The following is an 18,859-nucleotide window of genomic DNA, read 5'->3' as shown; positions in this document are numbered from 1 at the left end:
ACCATCCGCCTTTTTGCAGGCAGGTTGTGGCCGTGTTCGAGCGCTATTACCACGAACTTCTGAACTTCATCGCAGGCCGTACCGGCTGCCGTGAACGCGCCCAGGACGTGGTGCAGGAAAGCTACGCCAGGGTACTGGCCAGCCACGGCAGCACGCTGCCGGCGCAGCCGCGTGCGCTGCTGTACGCCACCGCGCGCAACCTGCTGGTGGACCAGTACCGCCAGCAGGCGCGCCAGCCGGAGCAGACCGAGCTGGACGAAGACAGCCACGCCGCGGCCCCCGGCTGCGAACCGGAACGCACCGTCGCCGCCCAGCAGCAACTGGACCGCCTGCTGCACGCCGTCAGCCAGCTACCCCCGCGCTGCCGGCAAGCCTTCGTGCTGTACAAGTTCGACGGCCTTTCCAGCGCCGCCATCGCCGAAAAAATGGGCATTTCCGTCAATATGGTGGAAAAGCACATCATCAACGGCATGCTGGCCTGCAAACAGGCCATGACCGACCAGGACGCCCGATGACCGCCCATTCCGCTCCCGAACAGGCTATCGATACCCAGGCCGCCAGCTGGCTGCTGCGCCAGCAGCAAGGCCTTAGCCCGGCACAGCACGCCCAGTTGCAAGCCTGGCTGGCGGCCAACCCCGCCCACGGCCGGGCGCTGGCCAGCCTGCAGGCCGCCGACACCCTGCTCACCCGCGCCAGCCCCGCGCAGCGCGACGTCTTGCGCGCCGGCCTGCCACCCTTGCTGCAGCCGGTCAGCGCCCACACGCCAGCGCCGCTGGCGGCGGCCGCCTGTCTGTGCGCCGTCATCGGCGGTACCCTGGCCTGGCAACAGTGGCAGCAACAGCAGCCGCTGTACCAGCAAACCTTCGCCACCGCCCGCGGCGAACAGCGCAACGTCACGCTGCCGGATGGCAGCCAGGTGCTGCTGGACAGCGCCAGCCGCCTGCAGGTCAGCCTGTACCGCCAGCACCGCGACACCACGCTGCTGCAAGGCCAGGCCTTGTTCAGCGTCGCGCACGACCGGCAACGCCCGTTCCACGTGCTGGCCGGCAGCAACCGCGTCACCGTGCTGGGCACCCGCTTCAGCGTGCGCCAGGTTGGCCGCAGCTACCAGGTGGCGGTGGCCGAGGGCAGGGTGCGGGTGCAGCAATACCGCGACGCGGCCCAGGCCGCCGCCGACAACACGCCGCTGCAGCAAGCCATCCTGCAGGCCGGGCAGCAGATTGCCGGCAACGGCCAGCAGCTACAGCCACCGGTGCGCATGCAAGCCGAAGCGGTGGCGCCGTGGCGCGCTGGCCGTCTGGTGTTCGATAACGTGCCGCTGGCCGACGTCATTGCCGAATTCAACCGCTACGGCGACAGCGGCTTGACGCTGCAGCACCCCGCCAGCGGCAGGCTGCGCCTCACCGGCAGCTTCCCGGCCACCGCACCCGCGCAGTTCGCCGCGGCGTTACCGGCGGTGCTGCCGTTGCAGGTCACCGCGCAAGGCCGTGGCTGGCGCATCAGCCCGCGCTAGGCGCCCGGCGCGGCCCGCCAGAAAAATTTTTTGATTGTCGATGTCAGGTTTTGCCGGTTTGCATCGTTTTCACAATTGAGAATGATTTTCATACAAAACTGAAACATACCTGACATGCCACGTCCTTCCGTCGTTCCGCTTCGCCCGCTGGTGCTGGCGCTCAGCCTGGCGCTCACGCCGCCGCTGCTGCTGGCCGCACCGGCCAACCTGCCGGTAGCCTTCCACATCGCGGCCCAGCCACTGGGCAGCGCCCTGAACGAGCTGGCGCGCCAGGCCGGCCTGGTATTGCTGGCCGACGCCAGCCTGCTGCAACAGCGCCAGGCCCCCGCCATCAGCGGCCAGCTCACCCCGCGCGACGCGCTGCGCCGGCTGCTGGCCGGCAGCGGCCTGCAAGCCGAACTGCGCGACGGCACCATCACGCTGAAAGCGGCGGCATCCAGCGCCGCCACCGCCTTGTCCACCCTGCAGGTCAACGGTGGCAGCCGCGCGGCCGGCCTGCTGCACGACGACGGCATCGCGCTGGCCGACCAGCCCTACGTCAAGGCCGGCTCGCGCGCGGTGATCGACCAGCAACAGATCGAGCGCTTCCGCGGTACCTCGGTGGCAGACATGTTCAAGGGCACCCCCGGCGTACAGGTGGGCGACGGCCGCAACAGCGGCGCGGTCGATGTCAACGTACGCGGCATGCAGGGGCAGGGCAGGGTGCCGGTGGTGATCGATGGCAGCCAGCAGGCCATCAGCGTGTACCGCGGCTACGCCGGCGCCGCCGACCGCAGCTACCTGGACCCGGACCTGATCAGCCGCGTCACCATCGAAAAAGGCCCCAGCCTGTCGGCCCAGGGTGCCGGGGCCGTCGGCGGCCTGGTGCAGATGGATACCCTGAAAGCGGCCGACGTGCTGCTGCCCGGCGAGCGCGTCGGCGTGCGCCTGCGCGGCAGCCTGCAAAGCAACACCGCCACGCCACAGGCCAGCATCAAGACCCCGCCGCGCCAGCAGGCGCCGGGGCTGGATGGCCGCGCCGGCGCTGGCAGCGTGGCGCTGGCTACCCGCCAGGACCACTACGAGCTGGTGGCCGCCTACGCCCACCGCGAGCAAGGCAACTACTTTGCCGGCAAGCACGGCTACAACAAGCTGCGCGTGTACAACAACTGGATGAACTTCGGCGGCACCAACCCGGTGGTAGAAGCCGGCGTGACCACCGTGTACCGGCCGGGCGAGGAGGTGACCAATACCGCCAACCGCAGCGACTCGCTGCTGCTGAAAGGCACGCTGCGCCCCGACGACGACAGCGCGCTGGAGCTGGCCTGGCGCCGTTACGACAGCCACTACGGCGAGATCATGCCGTCGCAGATCCTGCGCAACGACAGCGGTTACATCATGCAATGGCCGGGCAGCCACGTGCTGTTGGACAGCTACAGCGCCCGCTACCAGTGGGCACCGGCCGCGCAGCCGCTGATCCGGCTGAAAGCCAATGTGTGGCATACCGACATGCAAGGCGATGCCATGAATGGCGACGTGTTCCGCAACCCGCAGCAAGGCAAGCCGCAACCGGGCTGGGACGAAACCGACCCCGCCTGGCTGGACGCCCGCTACCGCGTCAAGACCGCCGCCACCCGCAGCGGTGCCGACATCAGCAACAGCAGCCTGCTGCGCACCGCCGCCGGCGCCTTCAAGCTGGACTACGGCGTGTCGCTGCAACGCGAGCGCACTGGCCCCGGCAAGGGCATGGTGGTGGACCTGGACGACATCAACCACAACCGCACCGTGCGCAGCGGCCAGCGCGACGAACACAGCGCCTTCTTCAAGCTGGACTGGGCAGCCAACGACTGGCTGAGCCTGGAGCTGGGCGGCCGCTACACCCGCTTTGCCAGCCGTGACCACAACGTGCAGGCCACTGCCCACCACACCGAGCAGCGCTACCGCAGCATCGACGTGTACCAGGGCGAAGGCGATAACGAAAAGTACGTCGGTTACCTGAAATGGCTGCCGGACGCCAACGGCGAATACAGCGCCGCCACCGACCCGCGACAGCAAGCGCAAACCTCGCTGTACCTGTGGGGCGCGCAACCGGCCGCCTTCCAGCCGGCGCAAGCCAGCCGTACCGAAGTGAACGAATACAACGAGTACAGCGACATCCTGTCCACCCGTTACGAATACGCGCCGCCGTTCCGCCGCCAGGACAGCGGCTTCGCGCCGCTGGCCGGCGTCACCCTGCAACTGGGCGGCGGCGTCAGCGCCTACGCCCGTTACAGCGAAGGGCTGCGCATGCCCAGTCTGATGGAGTCCACCCTCGGCTCGTCCGCACCCTACCTCAACCCGCTGGCGCCAGAACGCAGCAAGAACCGTGAAGTCGGCGTCAGCCTGCTGCGCGACGACTGGCTCACACCCGGCGACAAGCTGCGCGCGCGCCTGGCCTACTTCGACAACCGCAGCGACGGCTACCTGACGCGCCGCCCGTTCAAGGGCTTGCCCGGCATGCAGAACTTCACCATCGCCAATATGGACCGCTACCAGATCAAGGGCCTGGAGCTGCAAACCGGCTACGACAACGGCGCGTTCTTCGGCGAACTGTCGGCCACCTACCACCGCCAGGTGGAAATCTGCGACCGCCAGACCGCCGACTACTTCCGCGCCATGCATTACGACGTCTACGACGAGGACAGCGGCACCTTCCACACCGTCTACCCGTACACGGCACTGGGCAACTGCTCGCCCACCGGTTTTTCCACCGCCTACGTACGCAACCACGTGCCGCCGCGCCTCAGCGCCAACCTGACGCTGGGCGGACGCTGGCTGAACGACACCCTCAGCGCCGGCACCCGCGTGCTGTACACCAGCGGCCCCACCGCCGAGCAAGCCGCCAGCGGCCGCGACTGGGAAAGCTACAACGGCACCGCCAACCAGGTGCTGACCCGGCCGTTCACCGTGGTGGACCTGTTTGCCAGCTACCAGCTGACGCGCCACGCCAAGCTGGAGCTGGCAGTAGACAACCTCACCAACCGCTTTTACCTCGACCCGCTCACCCTCAGCCTGATGCCGGCGCCGGGTCGCACCTACCGCGCCGCCTTCAGCGCGCGTTTCTAGCCAGCCATCGTTACCCCAGGCCGCCACGTGCGGCCAACCCTGATCAACAGAAAGCCAGACATGCACGTTACCGACACCCCGCTCAGCCGCACCCAACGCCTGAAAGCCGCCACCCACGCCACCCACGACGCGCTGGACCAGCGCATCATGGCCTACCGCCCGTTCAGCAGCCACGCCCACTACCGCCGCTTCCTGCAGGCGCAGTACCTGTTCCTGCGTGACGCCGACGCACTGTACGACAACCCGGGCCTGGCCGCGCTGTTTGCCGACCTGGCCGAACGCCGCCGCCAGCACCTGATCGCCGCCGACCTGGACGACCTGGGCTGCCCGCTGCCGGCGCCGGCCAGCAGCGCCCCCATCGACAGCCAGCTGGACGTGGCCACCGCCATGGGCTGGCTGTACGTGGTGGAAGGCAGCAAGCTGGGCGCCGCCATCCTGCTGAAAATGGCACAAGCGCTGGGCCTGAACGAAGAAAAAGGCGCCCGCCACCTGGGCGGCCACCCCGACGGCCGCGCCCGCCACTGGCGCGACTTCACCCGCGCGCTGGACGCGCTGACGCTGGACCCGGACGCCGAAGCCCGCGTCAGCGCCGGCGCCAAGGCCGCGTTCACGCTGATGAACCAGCATCTGGACCAGGTGTACGGATGCGCGTAAGCCCCGCTGCGCCGGCACGCTGGGCATGGCAGGCCGCCGGCTGCCTGATGCTGGCGCTGGGCGTACTGGGCGCCGTGCTGCCGCTAATGCCCACCACCGTGTTCCTGTTGCTGGCGCTGGCCTGCTTTGGCCGCAGCTCGCCGCAATGGGCCGCCCGCCTGCTGGCGCACCCGCAGCTGGGGCCGCCGTTGCAGCGCTGGCAGCAACACGGCGTGGTGCCGGTACGCGGCAAGGTGCTGGCCTGCAGCGGCATGGCACTGGGCTTCGTGGTGCTGGCCAGCCGCCAGCCCGGCCTGGGCTGGTTGCTGGCCGCTGCCGTGCTGGAATTGGCCGTCGCCGGCTGGCTGCTTTGCCAGCCGTCACGCCCCGGCGACACGCGCTGGCAACCGCGCTGGCCAGCCAGCCGTGTGGCCGCCGCACTCAGCGTGCTGGCGCATCTGGCCGTCATCGCCAGCCTGCTGTGGCACCCGCCCGCGCCGCCCACACTGACGCTGGCGGCCAACCCGGCCACGGTGATGACGCTGACCAGCGTGCCGCAGCCGCTGGCCACGCACACCGCCACCGCAGCACGCCCCGACAGCCGCCGACAGCCGGCCCCCATCCGTCAGGCCAAGGCCACGCCACTGCTGCACACCACGCAGCCCACCGCCCGCCAGCAAGCCATTACCAGCGTAGCCAAGCCGGCACCCGCAACCGCCGATGCCACGGCCAGCGCCGCGCCACAGGCCACCCCCGCCCCCGCCGCCCGTCACGACAGCGTGGCGGCAGCGCCGCCCAGCCCGTCGCTGCCGCCCGGCCAGGCCGGCGGTGGCAATAGCCGCAGCTGGGAAGCCCAGGTGCTGGCGCGGCTGGAACGCTTTCGCCGCTACCCGGCCGGCGCCCGCGCCCAGGGCCACGAAGGCGTCGTTTACCTGCAACTGAAGGTTGGCCGCGACGGCCAGATCCTGGCGCTGCAGCTATTGGACAGCAGCGGCCACACCAGCCTGGACCAGGCCGCACTCGACACCGTACAGCGCGCCGCGCCGCTGCCGCGCCTGCCAGCCGACCGCCCCGACAGCGTCACCGTCACCCTGCCGGTGGAATTCTTCCTGGACTGAGCCAGCCGGGCAGCGCAGGCGCCCGACAGCGCGGCGCCGGGGGCTGCCAATTGCGGTATCATCCGTGGATTAACTGCGCGGAATACCGAGATGAGCGATAGCACCAGCCTGAAACCCTGCAACAAATGCGGCGCCCCGGCCGAAGTGGTCAAAGCCGGCTCGCGCCGCTTCTGGGTGCAGTGCACCCGCTACGCCGGGCAAGGCACCTGCAGCGCCATCGGCCCGCAAGCCGACAACAAGAAAGACGCCATCGCCGGCTGGAACAAGACCCGCTAACGCGGAAGAGTGATGCCATGGAGAAGTTTTCCAAACTGCTGACCAAGCTCAAGCACGTGCTGCACGAAGACGCGCCCGAGCACGATGACGGCCAGACGGCCGCCCCCGACCAGCCCGAACCCGCCCCCGTGGCCATCACGCCGCGTCCGCCGCGCCGCACGCTGGGTGCCCCGGCCGAGGCGCCCCCTGCGGTGCCGCCGGCGGCGGCCAACCCGGCCAAGCCGCCCGCCCCGCCCGCACCGCGCGCAGCCGAGCCCAAACCCGCCGCCCGCGCCGAGATCATCGACAAGCTGCCGCGCGAGCTGCCACGCTACCAGCGCCAGCCCAAGCCTGCGCCCGCCAGCCACAAGGGCAGCACGCCCAAGCTGCCGGTCATCGGCCTGGACGACGTGCAGCGCAACCTGCGCCGAGACCTGACCCGTCGCGAAAAGATCGCCGCCTACGACGGCAAGCCGGCACCGCAAGTACGCGACCTGCCGCTGATCGACCCGCGTGAAGTACGCGCCAGCGTGCAGCAGCTGCACAGCGGCCGCCAGGCACCGCCGCCGCCGCCGTTGCCGCCGGTCATCCTGCAGCCGACGCCGGTGATGAAAAAGGCCAGCCACCCGACGCCGCCACCGCCGTCGCCGCTGGCACAGCAAGAGCGCGAACGCGCCGCCGCCGCCCTGTTTGGCCCGCAATCCAGCTTTGCCCAGGCCAAAGCCGACGCGCTGGCCCAACGCCAGGCTGCGCCCGCCGCCGACAGCCACCCGGCACAGCCGCCCGCTACCCCGCGCCCGCCCGCCGACATCCAGGCCGACTGGCGCGGCGCCAGCCACGCCGCCGAAGCCCGTGCCGCCGGTGCGCCACCGGCGCTGCTGACACCGGCTGCCGCTGCGCAGCCGGCCACGCCGGCCCCCGCCGACGCCGACGACACGTTGGCCGCCGCCTGGCCCGAGCACCACGCGCCCGCCACCGACGACTTCGTGCTGGACGACGATTTCACGCTGGACGCCGCGCCGGAACCGCACAGCACCGAACTGCACGCTACCGAACCGGCGGCGCCTACCGCCCAGCCGCAACCCGACGCGGCCCCGGCTGCGGTCACCAGCCCGGCGCCGGCCCCGGCTGCTCCGCATGGCCTGGCCGCCTCGCCGCGCTGGCAGCAACTACGCCAGCCGGTGGCGGTGCCTGCTGCCGCGCCGGTATGGCAGGGCGTGACCCTGCGCCAGACAGTAGCCACGCCCGAGCAGCCGGTCACCCCTGCGCGTGACCACACCGCGGACACCACGGCAACGGTTGCGGCCAACCCGCCCGCCGCGCCGGCTGCCGCAGCCGCCACCCCCGCCGCTACCAGCGGTACCGCTGTGCCGTCCGCGGCCGTTGAACACGGCATCCAGCGCGGCGACATCGTCTGGCACCTGCTGGACGACGAACCCGACAGCGCGCCGCCGCCGTCCCCCACAGCGGCCCCGGCGGCAGCCAATCCCGGCCTGGTGTGGCAGCTGATCGACGAACCCGCCGCAGCGGCCACCGCGACACCAGCTGCTGCTGCCGCCCCGTGGGCCAGCAGCGCCGCCGAGCCGCAAGCCAGCCAGGCGCTGGCCACGCCGGCGCGCCCGCACATCCCGGTGGTGTACGGCGACGCCTGCCTGCCGTCGCTGGACCTGCTGCGCCCGCCCGAAGTGCACAAGGCGGTGCAGAGCGAGGACTACCTGATCGAGCGCGGCATTCTGATCGAAGAAAAATGCGCCGAGTTCAAGGTGAAAGTGGCGGTGGTGGACGCCTACGCCGGTCCGGTGATTACCCGTTACGAAGTGGAACCCGCCGTCGGCGTGCGCGGCAGCCAGGTGGTGAACCTGGCCAAGGACCTGTCGCGGGCGCTGGGCCTGGCGTCCATCCGCGTGGTGGAAACCATCCCCGGCAAGACCTGCATGGGGCTGGAGCTGCCCAACCCGCAGCGGCAGATGATCCGGCTGTCGGAAATCTTCGGTGCCGACGTGTTCCAGCAGTCGGCGTCCAAGCTGACGCTGGCGCTGGGCCACGACATCACCGGCGCGCCGGTGGTGACCGATCTGGCCAAGGCCCCGCACCTGCTGGTGGCCGGTACTACCGGCTCCGGCAAGTCGGTGGGCGTCAACGCGATGATCCTGTCCATGCTGTACAAGGCCACGCCGGACGAAGTGCGCTTCATCATGATCGACCCCAAGATGCTGGAGCTGTCGGTGTACAACGACATCCCGCACCTGCTGGCGCCGGTGGTGACCGACATGAAGCTGGCCGCCAACGCGCTGAACTGGTGTGTGGGCGAGATGGAAAAACGCTACCGCCTGATGAGCCACCTGGGCGTGCGCAATCTGGCCGGTTACAAAGACAAGGTCCGCGCCGCCGAGGCGCGCGGCCAACGTTTGGTCAACCCGTTCAGCCTGACGCCGGAAACGCCGGAGCCGCTGTCCACGCTGCCGTTCATCGTGGTAGTGGTAGACGAGTTTGCCGACCTGATGATGGTGGCCGGCAAGAAGATCGAGGAGCTGATCGCCCGCCTGGCGCAGAAGGCCCGCGCCGCCGGCATCCATTTGATCCTGGCCACGCAGCGGCCGTCGGTGGACGTGATTACCGGCCTGATCAAGGCCAACATCCCCACCCGCATCGCGTTCCAGGTATCGAGCAAGATCGACAGCCGCACCATCCTCGACCAGATGGGCGCCGAAAGCCTGCTGGGGCAGGGCGACATGCTGTTCCTGCCGCCGGGCACCGGCTACCCGCAGCGCGTGCACGGCGCGTTCGTGACCGACGAGGAAGTGCACGCCATCGTGGAAGACCTGAAGCAGTGGGGCGAGCCGGACTACGTGGAAGGCCTGCTCACCGGCGAATCGGTGGCCGACGACGACCAGGCCGACGCCAAGGGCCGCGCGGCCGCCGGCAGCGAGGCCGACCCGCTGTACGACGAGGCGGTGGCCATCGTGCTGAAAACGCGCAAGGCGTCCATTTCGTCGGTGCAGCGCCAGCTGCGCATCGGCTACAACCGCGCCGCGCGGCTGATCGAGGACATGGAAGCCGCCGGCATCGTGTCGGCCATGGAAAGCAACGGCAACCGCACCGTGCTGGTACCCGACCGCGACTACTGAGCGTGACGGCTATCAGCAAACACAAGGCCCCGCCAACTGGCGGGGCCTTGTGTTTGGTAGCGTGTGAGTGGCAGCGCTTACTTGCCCTGCAGCGCGTCGGCCGCCTGTTTCACCGCGTCCACCTGCTGCTTGGCCTCGTCGATCTGCTGGCCCAGCTCCGGGTTCAGGATGGCCGCCGCCGCGCCCAAGCGCTTGGCCACGCCCAGTGCGGCGCTGGCTTGTTCCTTCAGCTTGGCGGTGTCGGCCAGCGCCGCGCTGGCCTGCTGTTTCAGCTCGCCCAGCGGCGCGCTGCTGTCCTGCACCACCTTGTGCGCGCCACCAATGGCCGCCGAGGCCTGCTGCTGCAGCTGGCTGGTCTGCTCGGCCGTGCACCCCGCCAGCGCGGCGGCGGACAACAGGGCGATCGTCAGCTTGTTCATGCCTTTCTCCTTGAGTATGCGGCCGGTGCCGGTGCACTGTGCGGCCAACTGTTGCGTGCTGCGTAGAGTGAAGCACGCTGCCGACAGTTCCGCTACCCGTCTATGCTGAAAGCTCCCCACCTGCCGGAGCCTTGCCCCATGGATACCAGCCTTCACACCCTGTGCGCCCTGTTTGCCCAGCTGGGCCTGCCGGACAGCCCTGCCGACATCCGCGCCTTCATCGCCAGCCACCCGTTGTCGGCCGACACCGCCATCGAGGACGCGCCGTTCTGGAACGCCGCCCAGGCCGCCTTCCTCAAACAGGCGCTGGACGACGACGCCGATTGGGCCGAGCTGGTGGACACGCTGGCCGCCCGCTTGCAGCAGCCCTGAGTGCATTTGCGCAAGTGACTGATTCCGCTATACTTCCGCCCCTTGCCACACCACCCACCGCAGGAAGTACCAGATGAGTCTGTTGCCGCACCAGGTCGAGCTGCTCTCGCCCGCCAAAAACATCGACATCGGCCGCGAAGCCATCCTGCACGGCGCCGACGCCGTGTACATCGGCGGCCCCAGCTTTGGTGCGCGGCACAACGCCTGTAACAGCGTGGCCGAGATCGCCGAGCTGGTGCAGTTTGCCCACCGCTACCATGCGCGCATCTTCACCACGCTGAACACCATCCTGCACGACGCCGAGCTGGACGCCGCCCGCACGCTGATCTGGCAACTGTACGACGCCGGCGTGGACGCGCTGATCGTGCAGGATATGGGCATCCTGCAGATGGACCTGCCGCCGATCCAGCTGCACGCGTCCACCCAGTGCGACATCCGCACCCCGGAAAAAGCCCGCTTCCTGTCCGACGCCGGCTTCAGCCAGATCGTGCTGGCGCGCGAGCTGACCATTCCGCAGATCGCCAAGATCTCGCAAGTGGTGGCAGAAGGCGCCGACCCGGCCGCCATCGAATACTTCATCCACGGCGCACTGTGCGTGGCGTTTTCCGGCCAGTGCTACATCAGCCACGCCGACACCGGCCGCAGTGCCAACCGTGGCGACTGCTCGCAGGCCTGTCGCCTGCCGTACACGCTGACCGACGAAAAAGGCGGCGTGGTGGCCTTCGACAAGCACCTGCTGTCGATGAAAGACAACAACCAGAGCGCCAATCTGGAAGCGCTGCTGGATGCCGGCGTGCGCTCGCTGAAGATCGAAGGCCGCTACAAGGACGTGAGCTACGTGAAGAACATCACCGCCCACTACCGCCTGCTGCTGGACGAAATCTTCGAGCGCCGCCCCGAGCTGGCCCCGGCCGCCAGCGGCAGCAGCGAAATCTTCTTCACGCCCGACCCGGACAAAACCTTCCACCGTGGCGCCACCGACTACTTTGCCACTGGCCGCAAGCAGGACATCGGCGCCTTTGACTCGCCCAAGTTCGTGGGCGTACAGCTGGGCACCGTGCACCAGGTAGGCGACGGCTGGGTGGACATCGCCACCGCCGAGCAGATGAGCAACGGCGACGGCATCAACTTCATGAAAAAGCGCGACGTGGTGGGCATGCAGCTCAACACCGTCAAGCAGATCGGCCACGTGCCGGGCGGCGACAAGCTGTGGCGCTGCGTACCCAACGACCCGGCGCTACTGGCCGGCCTGAAGCCCGGCACCGACATCAGCCGCAACCGCGACCACGCCTGGGAGCTGGCGCTGCTGAAGAAATCCGCCGAGCGCCGCATCGGCGTATGGGCCACGCTGGCCGACACCGCCGACGGCCTGACGCTGACGCTGACCGACGCCGACGGCTGTAGCGCCACCGCGGCGGCCAACGTCGCGCTGGAGCCGGCCAAGGACGCCGCCCGTGCCGAAAGCAGCCTGCGCGAAGCCGTGGCCAAACTGGGCAATACCCTGTTCTACGCCCACGACGTGGCGCTGCAGCTGGCACAGCCGTGGTTCGTACCGGCCTCAGTCATCAACGGCCTGCGCCGCGACGCGGTAGCGCAACTGGAAGCCGCCCGCCTGGCCGCCTGGGTACGCCCGCCGCGCAAGGCCGAGGCCGAGCCCAAGCCGCGCTTCCCGGAAACCAGCCTCAGCTACCTGGCCAACGTCTACAACGCGCTGGCGTGGGACTTCTACAAAAAGCACGGCGTGGAAATCATCGAGCCGGCCTACGAAGCGCATCAGGAAGAAGGCGAAGTATCGCTGATGATCACCAAGCACTGCCTGCGCTTCTCGTACAACCTGTGCCCCAAGCAGGCCAAAGGCGTGAAGGGCGTGATGGGCCAGGTGCGCGCCGACCCGATGGTGCTGAAATCGGGCGACGAAACCTACACGCTGAAATTCGAATGCCGCCCGTGCGAAATGCACGTGATGGGCAAGATGAAAAAGCACGTGCTGAAGTCGCCGCCGCCCAGCGAGATCCCCGCCACCGCGCCGATCACCTTCTTCAAGCAGCGCCCGGCATCCTAAACCGGGCCCGCGGCCAACGTTGGCCGCAGGGCAGGGCGTCAGCGCATCACCAACGTACAAGGGCAAGCCGGCTGGCTTGCCCTTGTTGCATGTGACCCTCCACTGCGGCTGGGGTAGGGCGGGTAAAGACCGTGCCCACCAAACTGAGCGAGGCCTTATAGGCACACTGCGCTTTGTCCGCCCGGCATGCTGCTGGCACAATGCCATTTTCATTGCGTCTATCCTGCCCGTGCGGCCAACCCGGAGCCCTGCCATGAAGCACCCGCTCGCCTGTCTGTTCGCGCTGCTGCCAGCGCTGGTGCTCGCCAGCGAGATCGTCGTGACCGCCCCGGCGCCCGAGGCCGCAGCAACGCGTGCGCCACAAACGTGCGCCTTTCCCGGCCTGCAGCTACCGGCCAACGCCGTGGTATACGCCGCCGGCGGCTACAGCGGCAAAGCGCTGGATTACCAGATCGACCAGAGCGGCAACAGCGCCGGCATGATGGACGTCACGGTGCACAACCCGGCGCAACCGGTAGTGCTGATGCTGGGCGCCTACGACCCCACCGTCTGGCGGCTATACCGCAGCAGCGGCACCCGCGTCCTGGCGGTATTGCTCACCGGCTACCACCGCCAGGCCATAGTGGGCCTACCGGCCGGTACCCCCACCCTGATCAGCTATTACGACAATAACGGCGCCTGCGGCTGGCACTATGTGGATGCCGATAACCTGAAGCCGCTCAACCCCCTGTCGCGCCAGCTGTTCGGCCGCGCCGTCAGCCGCGTGTACCTGGCACAGGAAGGCCGTATCAGCATCGGCGCACCGATGCCGGCCGGCACCGTACTGCTGAGCGAAAACAGCCAGCAGTCACAACCGTTCCGCGACCGCAGCGCCCCGCTGGCCGGCGCCGCCGGATTGGCGCAAGCGCTGCAACGCGGCCAACTACGCCGCGCCGGGCCCGCCGACGCCCAAGCCTGGGCCAAAGCGGTGGCCAGCAAACAGCCGCCTGCCGATGTGCCACCAATCGCCGGTAGCCGTGCCGGCAGGCTGAAAGTGCCCGAATTCCACGACGGCTACGTGGTACTGCGCCGCTTTACCTACCCCGCCGGCCTGTACGGCGCCCATTCCGTCACCTTCTTCATCCCGGCCGGCGTACCCACACCAAGCGGCAACCCCGGCCACTCGGCGGTATACGACTTCAACACCCTGCAATGCCAAGGCGGCCTGTGCGATGCACAGTAAGCGCCCCGCTCAATGACACCCTATGACACGCTGGCGCTCGCCCTGCTACTGGCCGGCGCCGCGCAGTGGCCAAGCGGCCACGTCCTGCACAAACATCAACGCTGAGCCCGCCATGCCCGACACCTTCTTCGATCGCGCCCATCACTACTGGCAACAACACGCGCAGCCGTGGCTGGCACAGCTGGACGCCGGCCACCATGCCGGGTGCTGGCACGCCGCCGCCAGCAGCCTGCAACACGCCATCACGCTGGCCGAATTGCAAGCCACCCTGCAAGCGCTGCCACCGCGACAGCCACGGCAACTCTTGACTTGCCAGCACTACCGGCAACCGCCCGCTGCCGCGCCGTGCTGGGTTTACCAATGCCTCAGCGGCAACGATGAACACCCGCACTGGCAGGAAACCCTGACCCTGCAACAGCAAGCCGACGGCAGCTGGCAAGTGGCCGGCTACTTTGTCCGCCCCGCAGACGGGCAGCAGGGCTGAACATCGCTGCGCGGCACACGATCAGGCGTTACACGGGACGCGGCCAACGTTGGCCGCAGGGCAGGATGCGAGCGCATCACAAACGTACAAGGGCAAGCCGAATGGCTTGCCCTTGTTGCATGCGCCTATCCACTGAAGCGGCTGGGGTAAGGTTGGCAAAGGCCACAAGCCGTGCCCACCAAACTGAGCGAAGGCGTTGTGGGCACGCTGCGCTTTGCCCACCCTGCTTGCCTGGGAGGGGAGAGCTTGCTCATGTAGTCATTCTACAGAACGGACGCAAGCCCTGATTGGTGCAACAAAGCCCAACAAATCCGCAATATGTGTATTTAAATAGATTTCAGGTAAATTTATTTAAAATTGGATTCCAATTTTTAAGCCTACCTCTTTTGTCGTATTTTCTGGCTCAAAAACCGTGCTGGAACGAAAGATTGCTGGATCTGATCTTTTTATTTTCCAAAATCGGTAAAATGGTGTGACATAGAGTGATCGCTGATAGATCTTTTTCTCTATGGCTAAATTTATGTCAAAACCATAGCCGTTTTTTTGTATATTATCTACTCCTTCCTCAATTGCAGAATGTTGCTTTCCTTTTATTATTTTTTTGTATGCGACAGATGGTGTGATTTTAAAAATACCTTTGTTGTCAAATTCTTTGCTAATACTAATTATTGCATATGATAGATCATTTTTACGAGTGTATCCACCTGAGGATGCTTGATCTAAAGAGTCTTTTAAGTGACGCAAACCAAGCCCGGGGCCAATGGTAAAACTTCCCAATGATTCTATATTGAATTCATGTTTCAAAATAGTTTGTATTTCCCAAGACTCTCTATTAATTCCTTTTACTTTAAGGTCGCCATAAACTCCATTGGTGTATGCACCAGTATAGTCACTTTTGCCTTTGGCATAACGACCTGATACCCATATTGTAGCATCTTCATTAAAATATAGATTGGCTTCTCCAATAATACTGGTCATCATGCTATTTTCCTGCATGAATTTTTCGCCGCTTTCATAGTCTAGATAGTTTTCATTATATTTTTCTATACCAAAGCTGTAGTTTTTTAATTCAAGTGCACTGGCATGTCCACTTACTATTAGTGTAAGTACAATTACGATTTGTCTTTTTTTCATAAAAACTCCTTTCGTTAATCATTTTGCATTGATAAGTTTTAATTGTAATGCGAGTTGTATACTTGTAATAGATTAGTATGAATTACTTTGATTTTTATCAAATCACGTGCTAGGGATGATCTGAACACGTCTGCCCCGACGCCAGCCTGCTGCAACTGCAACGCGACGGCATCCAGCCGGTTGCCTATCAGGACACCGAGCACTACATCGTGATGAAGCGCTTTTACGGCGATACCGACGCCTACCTGCGCCACCACCTGGGGTGGTAACCCACCACCTGCCCCTGCGGCCAACCTTGGCCGCGCGGCAAGCTGCTACCATGCCGCGTCGCGTTCCCCATCACACCCCTACCGCATGACACCTATCGATCGCCTGATTGCACTGGCCGACGGCCAGGTTTTTGTCCGCCACTGGCCGGTAGCCGGCAGCACGCTGGCGCCGATTGTGCTGCTGCACGACTCGCTGGGCTGCGTGGCGCTGTGGCGGGATTTCCCCGCGCAGCTGGCGGCGGCCAGCGGGCGCGACGTCATCGCTTACGACCGGCTGGGTTATGGCCAGTCCAGCCCGCGCCTGGCGCCGGCGCAGCCGGATTTCATCGAGCAGGAGGCAAACACGCTGCTGCCGGCGCTGTTGGCCGCGCTGGGGCTGACGCGCTACGTGCTGTTTGGCCACAGCGTGGGCGGCGGCATGGCGCTGACGCACGCGGCGCAGGCGGCAGGCTGTGTGGCGGTGGTGTCGGAATCGGCGCAGGCGTTTGTGGAGCCGCGCACGCGCGAGGGCATTGTGGCGGCCAAGGCCGGCTTTGCCGAGGCGGCGCAGTTTGCGCGGCTGACGCGCTGGCACGGCGAACGGGCGCGCTGGGTGCTGGACGCGTGGACGGAAACCTGGCTGCTGCCGCTGTTTGACGACTGGTCGCTGTCGCCATGGCTGGCGCGGGTGCGCTGCCCGGTGCTGGCGATACACGGCGACCAGGACGAGTTCGGTTCGCACGCCTTCCCGCGCCGTATCGCGGCCGAGGTGGCCGGGCCGTCGCAGCTGCTGTTGCTGGACCACTGCGGCCACGTACCGCACCGCGAGCTGCCGCAGGCGGTGCTGGACAGTGTGTGCGGCTTCCTGCAGCAGCACGACGTCCGCTGATACCGCGTCGCCGCGCTTTACTCCGCCTTGCCAGACGAGGGGCCAAGCCTGCGGCGGGTAAAACGGATATACGCCCGCGCGCTACCAGCCGGCACCGTCGGCAAAGTGCTCGCCCAGAAAATCGACAAAACAGCGCACCTTGGCCGACAGCCCCTGCCGCTGCGGGTACAGCGCCCAGATATCGGCCGGTGCGCCGTGCCAGTCCGGCAGCACGCGCTGCAGGCGGCCGCTGTGCAGATAGGGTGTGACATCCCACAACGAACGCAGCAGCACGCCGTGCCCGGCCAGCGCCCAGTTCACCGCGGTTTCGCCGTCGTTGCTGGACAGCGCGCCGCCCACTTTCACGGTCTGCACCTGGCTGCCGCTGTGCAGCACCCAATTGCCCCAGATGTCGTCGTTTTCGCGCACCACAATGCACTGCTGCTGGCGTAAATCAGCCGGGCTTTGCAAGGCCGGCTGCTGCGCCAGGTACAGCGGCGACGCGCACAGGATGCGGCGGTTGGCCGCAATGCGCCGTGCGCAGATGCGGGCATCGGGCGGCGGGCCAAAGCGGATGCTGACGTCGAAACTGCCCTCGCTCATCGCCGGCATGCGGTCGCTCAGGTGCAGTTGCACTTCTACCTGCGGATAACGGCGCACAAAGGCCGACACCAGCGGCGCAATGTGGCGGCGGCCAAAACCCAGCGTGGCGTTGACGCGCAGCAGGCCTTGCGGCGCGCCGCTGGCGGCCATCAGCTCGCCTTCCAGCTCCGCCAGCTCGGCCAGTAACGGTTGGCCGCGCGCCAGGTAGCGCTCGCCCTCCGGCGTCAGCGCCAGGCTGCGCGTGGTGCGGTTCAGCAAGCGCACGCCCAAGCGGCGCTCCAGCGCGGCCAGGCGGCGGCTGACTGCAGGCGGGGTAATACCCAGCTGCTGGGCGGTGGCGGCAAGGCTGCCGCACTGCATCAGGCGGCAAAAAAAGGCGAGGTCGGCAACCGGGTCCATTCGTGCCTCCAGATCAATAATGGCTTGTGGCAGGCGAAATTATAGCTTTCGATAGCAGTTATACACTGCCAGCCTTGCTGATCACCACGGGCCTCGCCATGCAACTCGACCTTCTTTCTGCGCTGGGTGCCACCACACTGGGCGCCGCACTCGGCGGCCTCGGTGGCTTGCTGGGCATTGGCGGCGGCATTCTGGCCATTCCGCTGCTGGGTAGCCTGTACGGCATGGACCAGACGCTGGCGCAGGGCACGGCGCTGGTGATGATGGTGCCCAACGTGCTGCTGGGCTTCTGGCGCTACCGGCAGCGCAGCCCGTTTCCTCTACTGCTGGCGGTACGCATCGGCGCGCTGTCGGTGGTGGCCACCTGGCTGGCGGCACACCTGGCGCTGGGGCTGGACAAAGCACTGCTGCGGCAGGTGTTTGCCGGCTTCATGCTGCTGCTGGGGGCGTACTTCTGGCGGGCGGCGGGGCAGGGCAGCCCGGCACGCGGCCAACCGTGGCCGGCGCGCTACCTGCCCGGTGTGGGGCTGATCGGCGGCGCTTGCGGCGGCTTTTTCGGGGTAGGGTCGGGCATCGTGGCGGCGCCCATCCTGGTGCGCGGCTTCGGCAAGGGCCAGACCGAAGCACAAGGCCTGGCGCTGGCGCTGGTGGTACCGGCCGCGCTGGTAGCGCTGGCCAGCTACAGCCGCGCCGGCGAAGTGGACTGGCGCCTGGGCGCCTGCCTGGCGGCCGGCGGCGTGCTGACGGTATCGCCCGGCGTGGCGCTGGCCTACCGTCTGCCCGCGCTGCTGCTGCGCCGCCTGTTTGCACTGATGCTGTGGCTGACGGCGGCGATGACGTGGTGGCTGGGCTGACGACAAAATCATCAAAATGGATGATGCCACGCCGCTAGCAGCTATCTAGCATGACGCCTTCTATCCTTATGGAAGGTTTGTCATGCCGATTGCGCTACCGGCTAGCGGGGCAGCCACATGAGCGTGGCCTCGCTGCTGATACTGTTTGCCATCCCCGGCCTGCTGTTGCTGGTGGTGGTGGTCTGTACGGTGCGTACCCTGTGCCAGCGCCGGCACCAGGCGCTGCCCGATCTGAGCAGCTACGCCTGGCGCTACCCGGGCACCGTGCGCGGCGGGTTGGTGTACTGCCACCATTGCCACTGCTCACGCCTGCTCAGCCGCGGCCACGGCTGCGGCCGACAGCTGCATTACTGCAGCCTGTGCGGCACGCCGCTGTTCATCAGCTGAGTACCCGTAACGGCCCGCCGTGTTGCACGCTGGCATCTACATTATAGAAAAAGCGATACCCTTCATTACAAATGCA

Annotated in this window: 17 protein-coding genes; 14 read left to right on the top strand and 3 right to left on the bottom strand. The window is 66.8% G+C overall.

All coding sequences use genetic code 11. The features are described from left to right. Positions 1–32 precede the first annotated feature (32 nt). From FLQ03_RS13185 to FLQ03_RS13155, 7 genes are all read left to right on the top strand, one after another. Positions 33–515: a sigma-70 family RNA polymerase sigma factor gene (locus tag FLQ03_RS13185; protein ID WP_144370638.1), complete on the top strand. Its 483-nt coding sequence runs from the start codon at positions 33–35 to the stop codon at positions 513–515. After that, positions 512–1,513, top strand: a complete 1,002-nt coding sequence (locus tag FLQ03_RS13180; protein ID WP_144370637.1) for a FecR family protein — start codon at positions 512–514, stop codon at positions 1,511–1,513. Before FLQ03_RS13185 ends, FLQ03_RS13180 begins: the two co-directional genes overlap by 4 nt. A gap of 114 nt (positions 1,514–1,627) precedes the next feature. After that, on the top strand, positions 1,628–4,597 hold the full coding sequence (locus FLQ03_RS13175; protein ID WP_144370636.1) for a TonB-dependent receptor: 2,970 nt from the start codon (positions 1,628–1,630) through the stop codon (positions 4,595–4,597). 60 nt (positions 4,598–4,657) lie between these two features. After that, positions 4,658–5,251, top strand: coding sequence for a biliverdin-producing heme oxygenase (locus FLQ03_RS13170; RefSeq protein ID WP_144370635.1), 594 nt, complete (start codon positions 4,658–4,660; stop codon positions 5,249–5,251). Further along, complete coding sequence (locus FLQ03_RS13165; protein ID WP_144370634.1) at positions 5,242–6,348, top strand: TonB family protein; 1,107 nt, start codon at positions 5,242–5,244, stop codon at positions 6,346–6,348. The genes FLQ03_RS13170 and FLQ03_RS13165 overlap by 10 nt, the downstream gene beginning before the upstream one ends. A 90-nt stretch (positions 6,349–6,438) precedes the next feature. Beyond that, complete coding sequence (locus tag FLQ03_RS13160) at positions 6,439–6,624, top strand: Lar family restriction alleviation protein (protein WP_144370633.1); 186 nt, start codon at positions 6,439–6,441, stop codon at positions 6,622–6,624. Between the two features lie 17 nt (positions 6,625–6,641). Further along, a complete protein-coding gene (locus tag FLQ03_RS13155) occupies positions 6,642–9,731 on the top strand; it encodes a DNA translocase FtsK (RefSeq protein WP_144370632.1) in 3,090 nt (1,029 codons plus the stop codon). Positions 9,732–9,808: 77 nt separating this feature from the next. Here the strand turns inward: FLQ03_RS13155 and FLQ03_RS13150 are convergent, their stop codons facing one another. Continuing rightward, positions 9,809–10,150, bottom strand: coding sequence for a hypothetical protein (locus tag FLQ03_RS13150; RefSeq protein WP_144370631.1), 342 nt, complete (start codon positions 10,148–10,150; stop codon positions 9,809–9,811). A 138-nt stretch (positions 10,151–10,288) separates the two neighbouring features. Here FLQ03_RS13150 and FLQ03_RS13145 point away from each other — a divergent pair, with 138 nt between their 5' ends. The 4 genes from FLQ03_RS13145 (at position 10,289) to FLQ03_RS13130 (ending at position 14,290) form a co-directional block, all read left to right on the top strand. Then, positions 10,289–10,522, top strand: a complete 234-nt coding sequence (locus tag FLQ03_RS13145; RefSeq protein ID WP_144370630.1) for a DUF2789 domain-containing protein — start codon at positions 10,289–10,291, stop codon at positions 10,520–10,522. 73 nt (positions 10,523–10,595) lie between these two features. Continuing rightward, positions 10,596–12,584, top strand: coding sequence for a peptidase U32 family protein (locus FLQ03_RS13140; protein ID WP_144370629.1), 1,989 nt, complete (start codon positions 10,596–10,598; stop codon positions 12,582–12,584). Between the two features lie 253 nt (positions 12,585–12,837). After that, positions 12,838–13,806 (top strand): hypothetical protein, encoded by a 969-nt coding sequence (locus FLQ03_RS13135; RefSeq protein ID WP_144370628.1) that lies wholly within the window; start codon positions 12,838–12,840, stop codon positions 13,804–13,806. A gap of 112 nt (positions 13,807–13,918) precedes the next feature. Continuing rightward, complete coding sequence (locus FLQ03_RS13130; protein ID WP_170252415.1) at positions 13,919–14,290, top strand: DUF4019 domain-containing protein; 372 nt, start codon at positions 13,919–13,921, stop codon at positions 14,288–14,290. Between the two features lie 351 nt (positions 14,291–14,641). Here the strand turns inward: FLQ03_RS13130 and FLQ03_RS13125 are convergent, their stop codons facing one another. After that, the gene (locus FLQ03_RS13125; RefSeq protein WP_144370626.1) at positions 14,642–15,424 is read right to left on the bottom strand and encodes a hypothetical protein; all 783 of its coding nucleotides are present in this window, start codon (positions 15,422–15,424) and stop codon (positions 14,642–14,644) included. Positions 15,425–15,778: 354 nt separating this feature from the next. Between FLQ03_RS13125 and FLQ03_RS13120 the strand changes: the two genes are divergently transcribed. Next, positions 15,779–16,561, top strand: coding sequence for an alpha/beta fold hydrolase (locus FLQ03_RS13120; RefSeq protein ID WP_144370625.1), 783 nt, complete (start codon positions 15,779–15,781; stop codon positions 16,559–16,561). Between the two features lie 81 nt (positions 16,562–16,642). Here FLQ03_RS13120 and FLQ03_RS13115 read toward each other — a convergent pair whose 3' ends face one another. Beyond that, positions 16,643–17,542 (bottom strand): LysR family transcriptional regulator, encoded by a 900-nt coding sequence (locus FLQ03_RS13115; RefSeq protein ID WP_144370624.1) that lies wholly within the window; start codon positions 17,540–17,542, stop codon positions 16,643–16,645. Between the two features lie 98 nt (positions 17,543–17,640). On the opposite strand from FLQ03_RS13115, the gene FLQ03_RS13110 reads away from it, so the two are divergent. Together FLQ03_RS13110 and FLQ03_RS13105 are read left to right on the top strand one after the other, a co-directional pair. Next, on the top strand, positions 17,641–18,396 hold the full coding sequence (locus FLQ03_RS13110; RefSeq protein WP_144370623.1) for a sulfite exporter TauE/SafE family protein: 756 nt from the start codon (positions 17,641–17,643) through the stop codon (positions 18,394–18,396). Positions 18,397–18,513: 117 nt separating this feature from the next. After that, entirely contained in the window at positions 18,514–18,783 is a 270-nt protein-coding gene (locus FLQ03_RS13105) for a hypothetical protein (protein WP_144370622.1), read from the top strand. Positions 18,784–18,859 lie beyond the last annotated feature (76 nt).

Source organism: Vogesella urethralis (assembly GCF_007644045.2).
GTDB lineage: Bacteria > Pseudomonadota > Gammaproteobacteria > Burkholderiales > Chromobacteriaceae > Vogesella > Vogesella urethralis.
The sequence above is the reverse complement of the archived record's forward strand: the minus strand, read 5'-3'. Positions and strand labels throughout refer to the sequence as shown.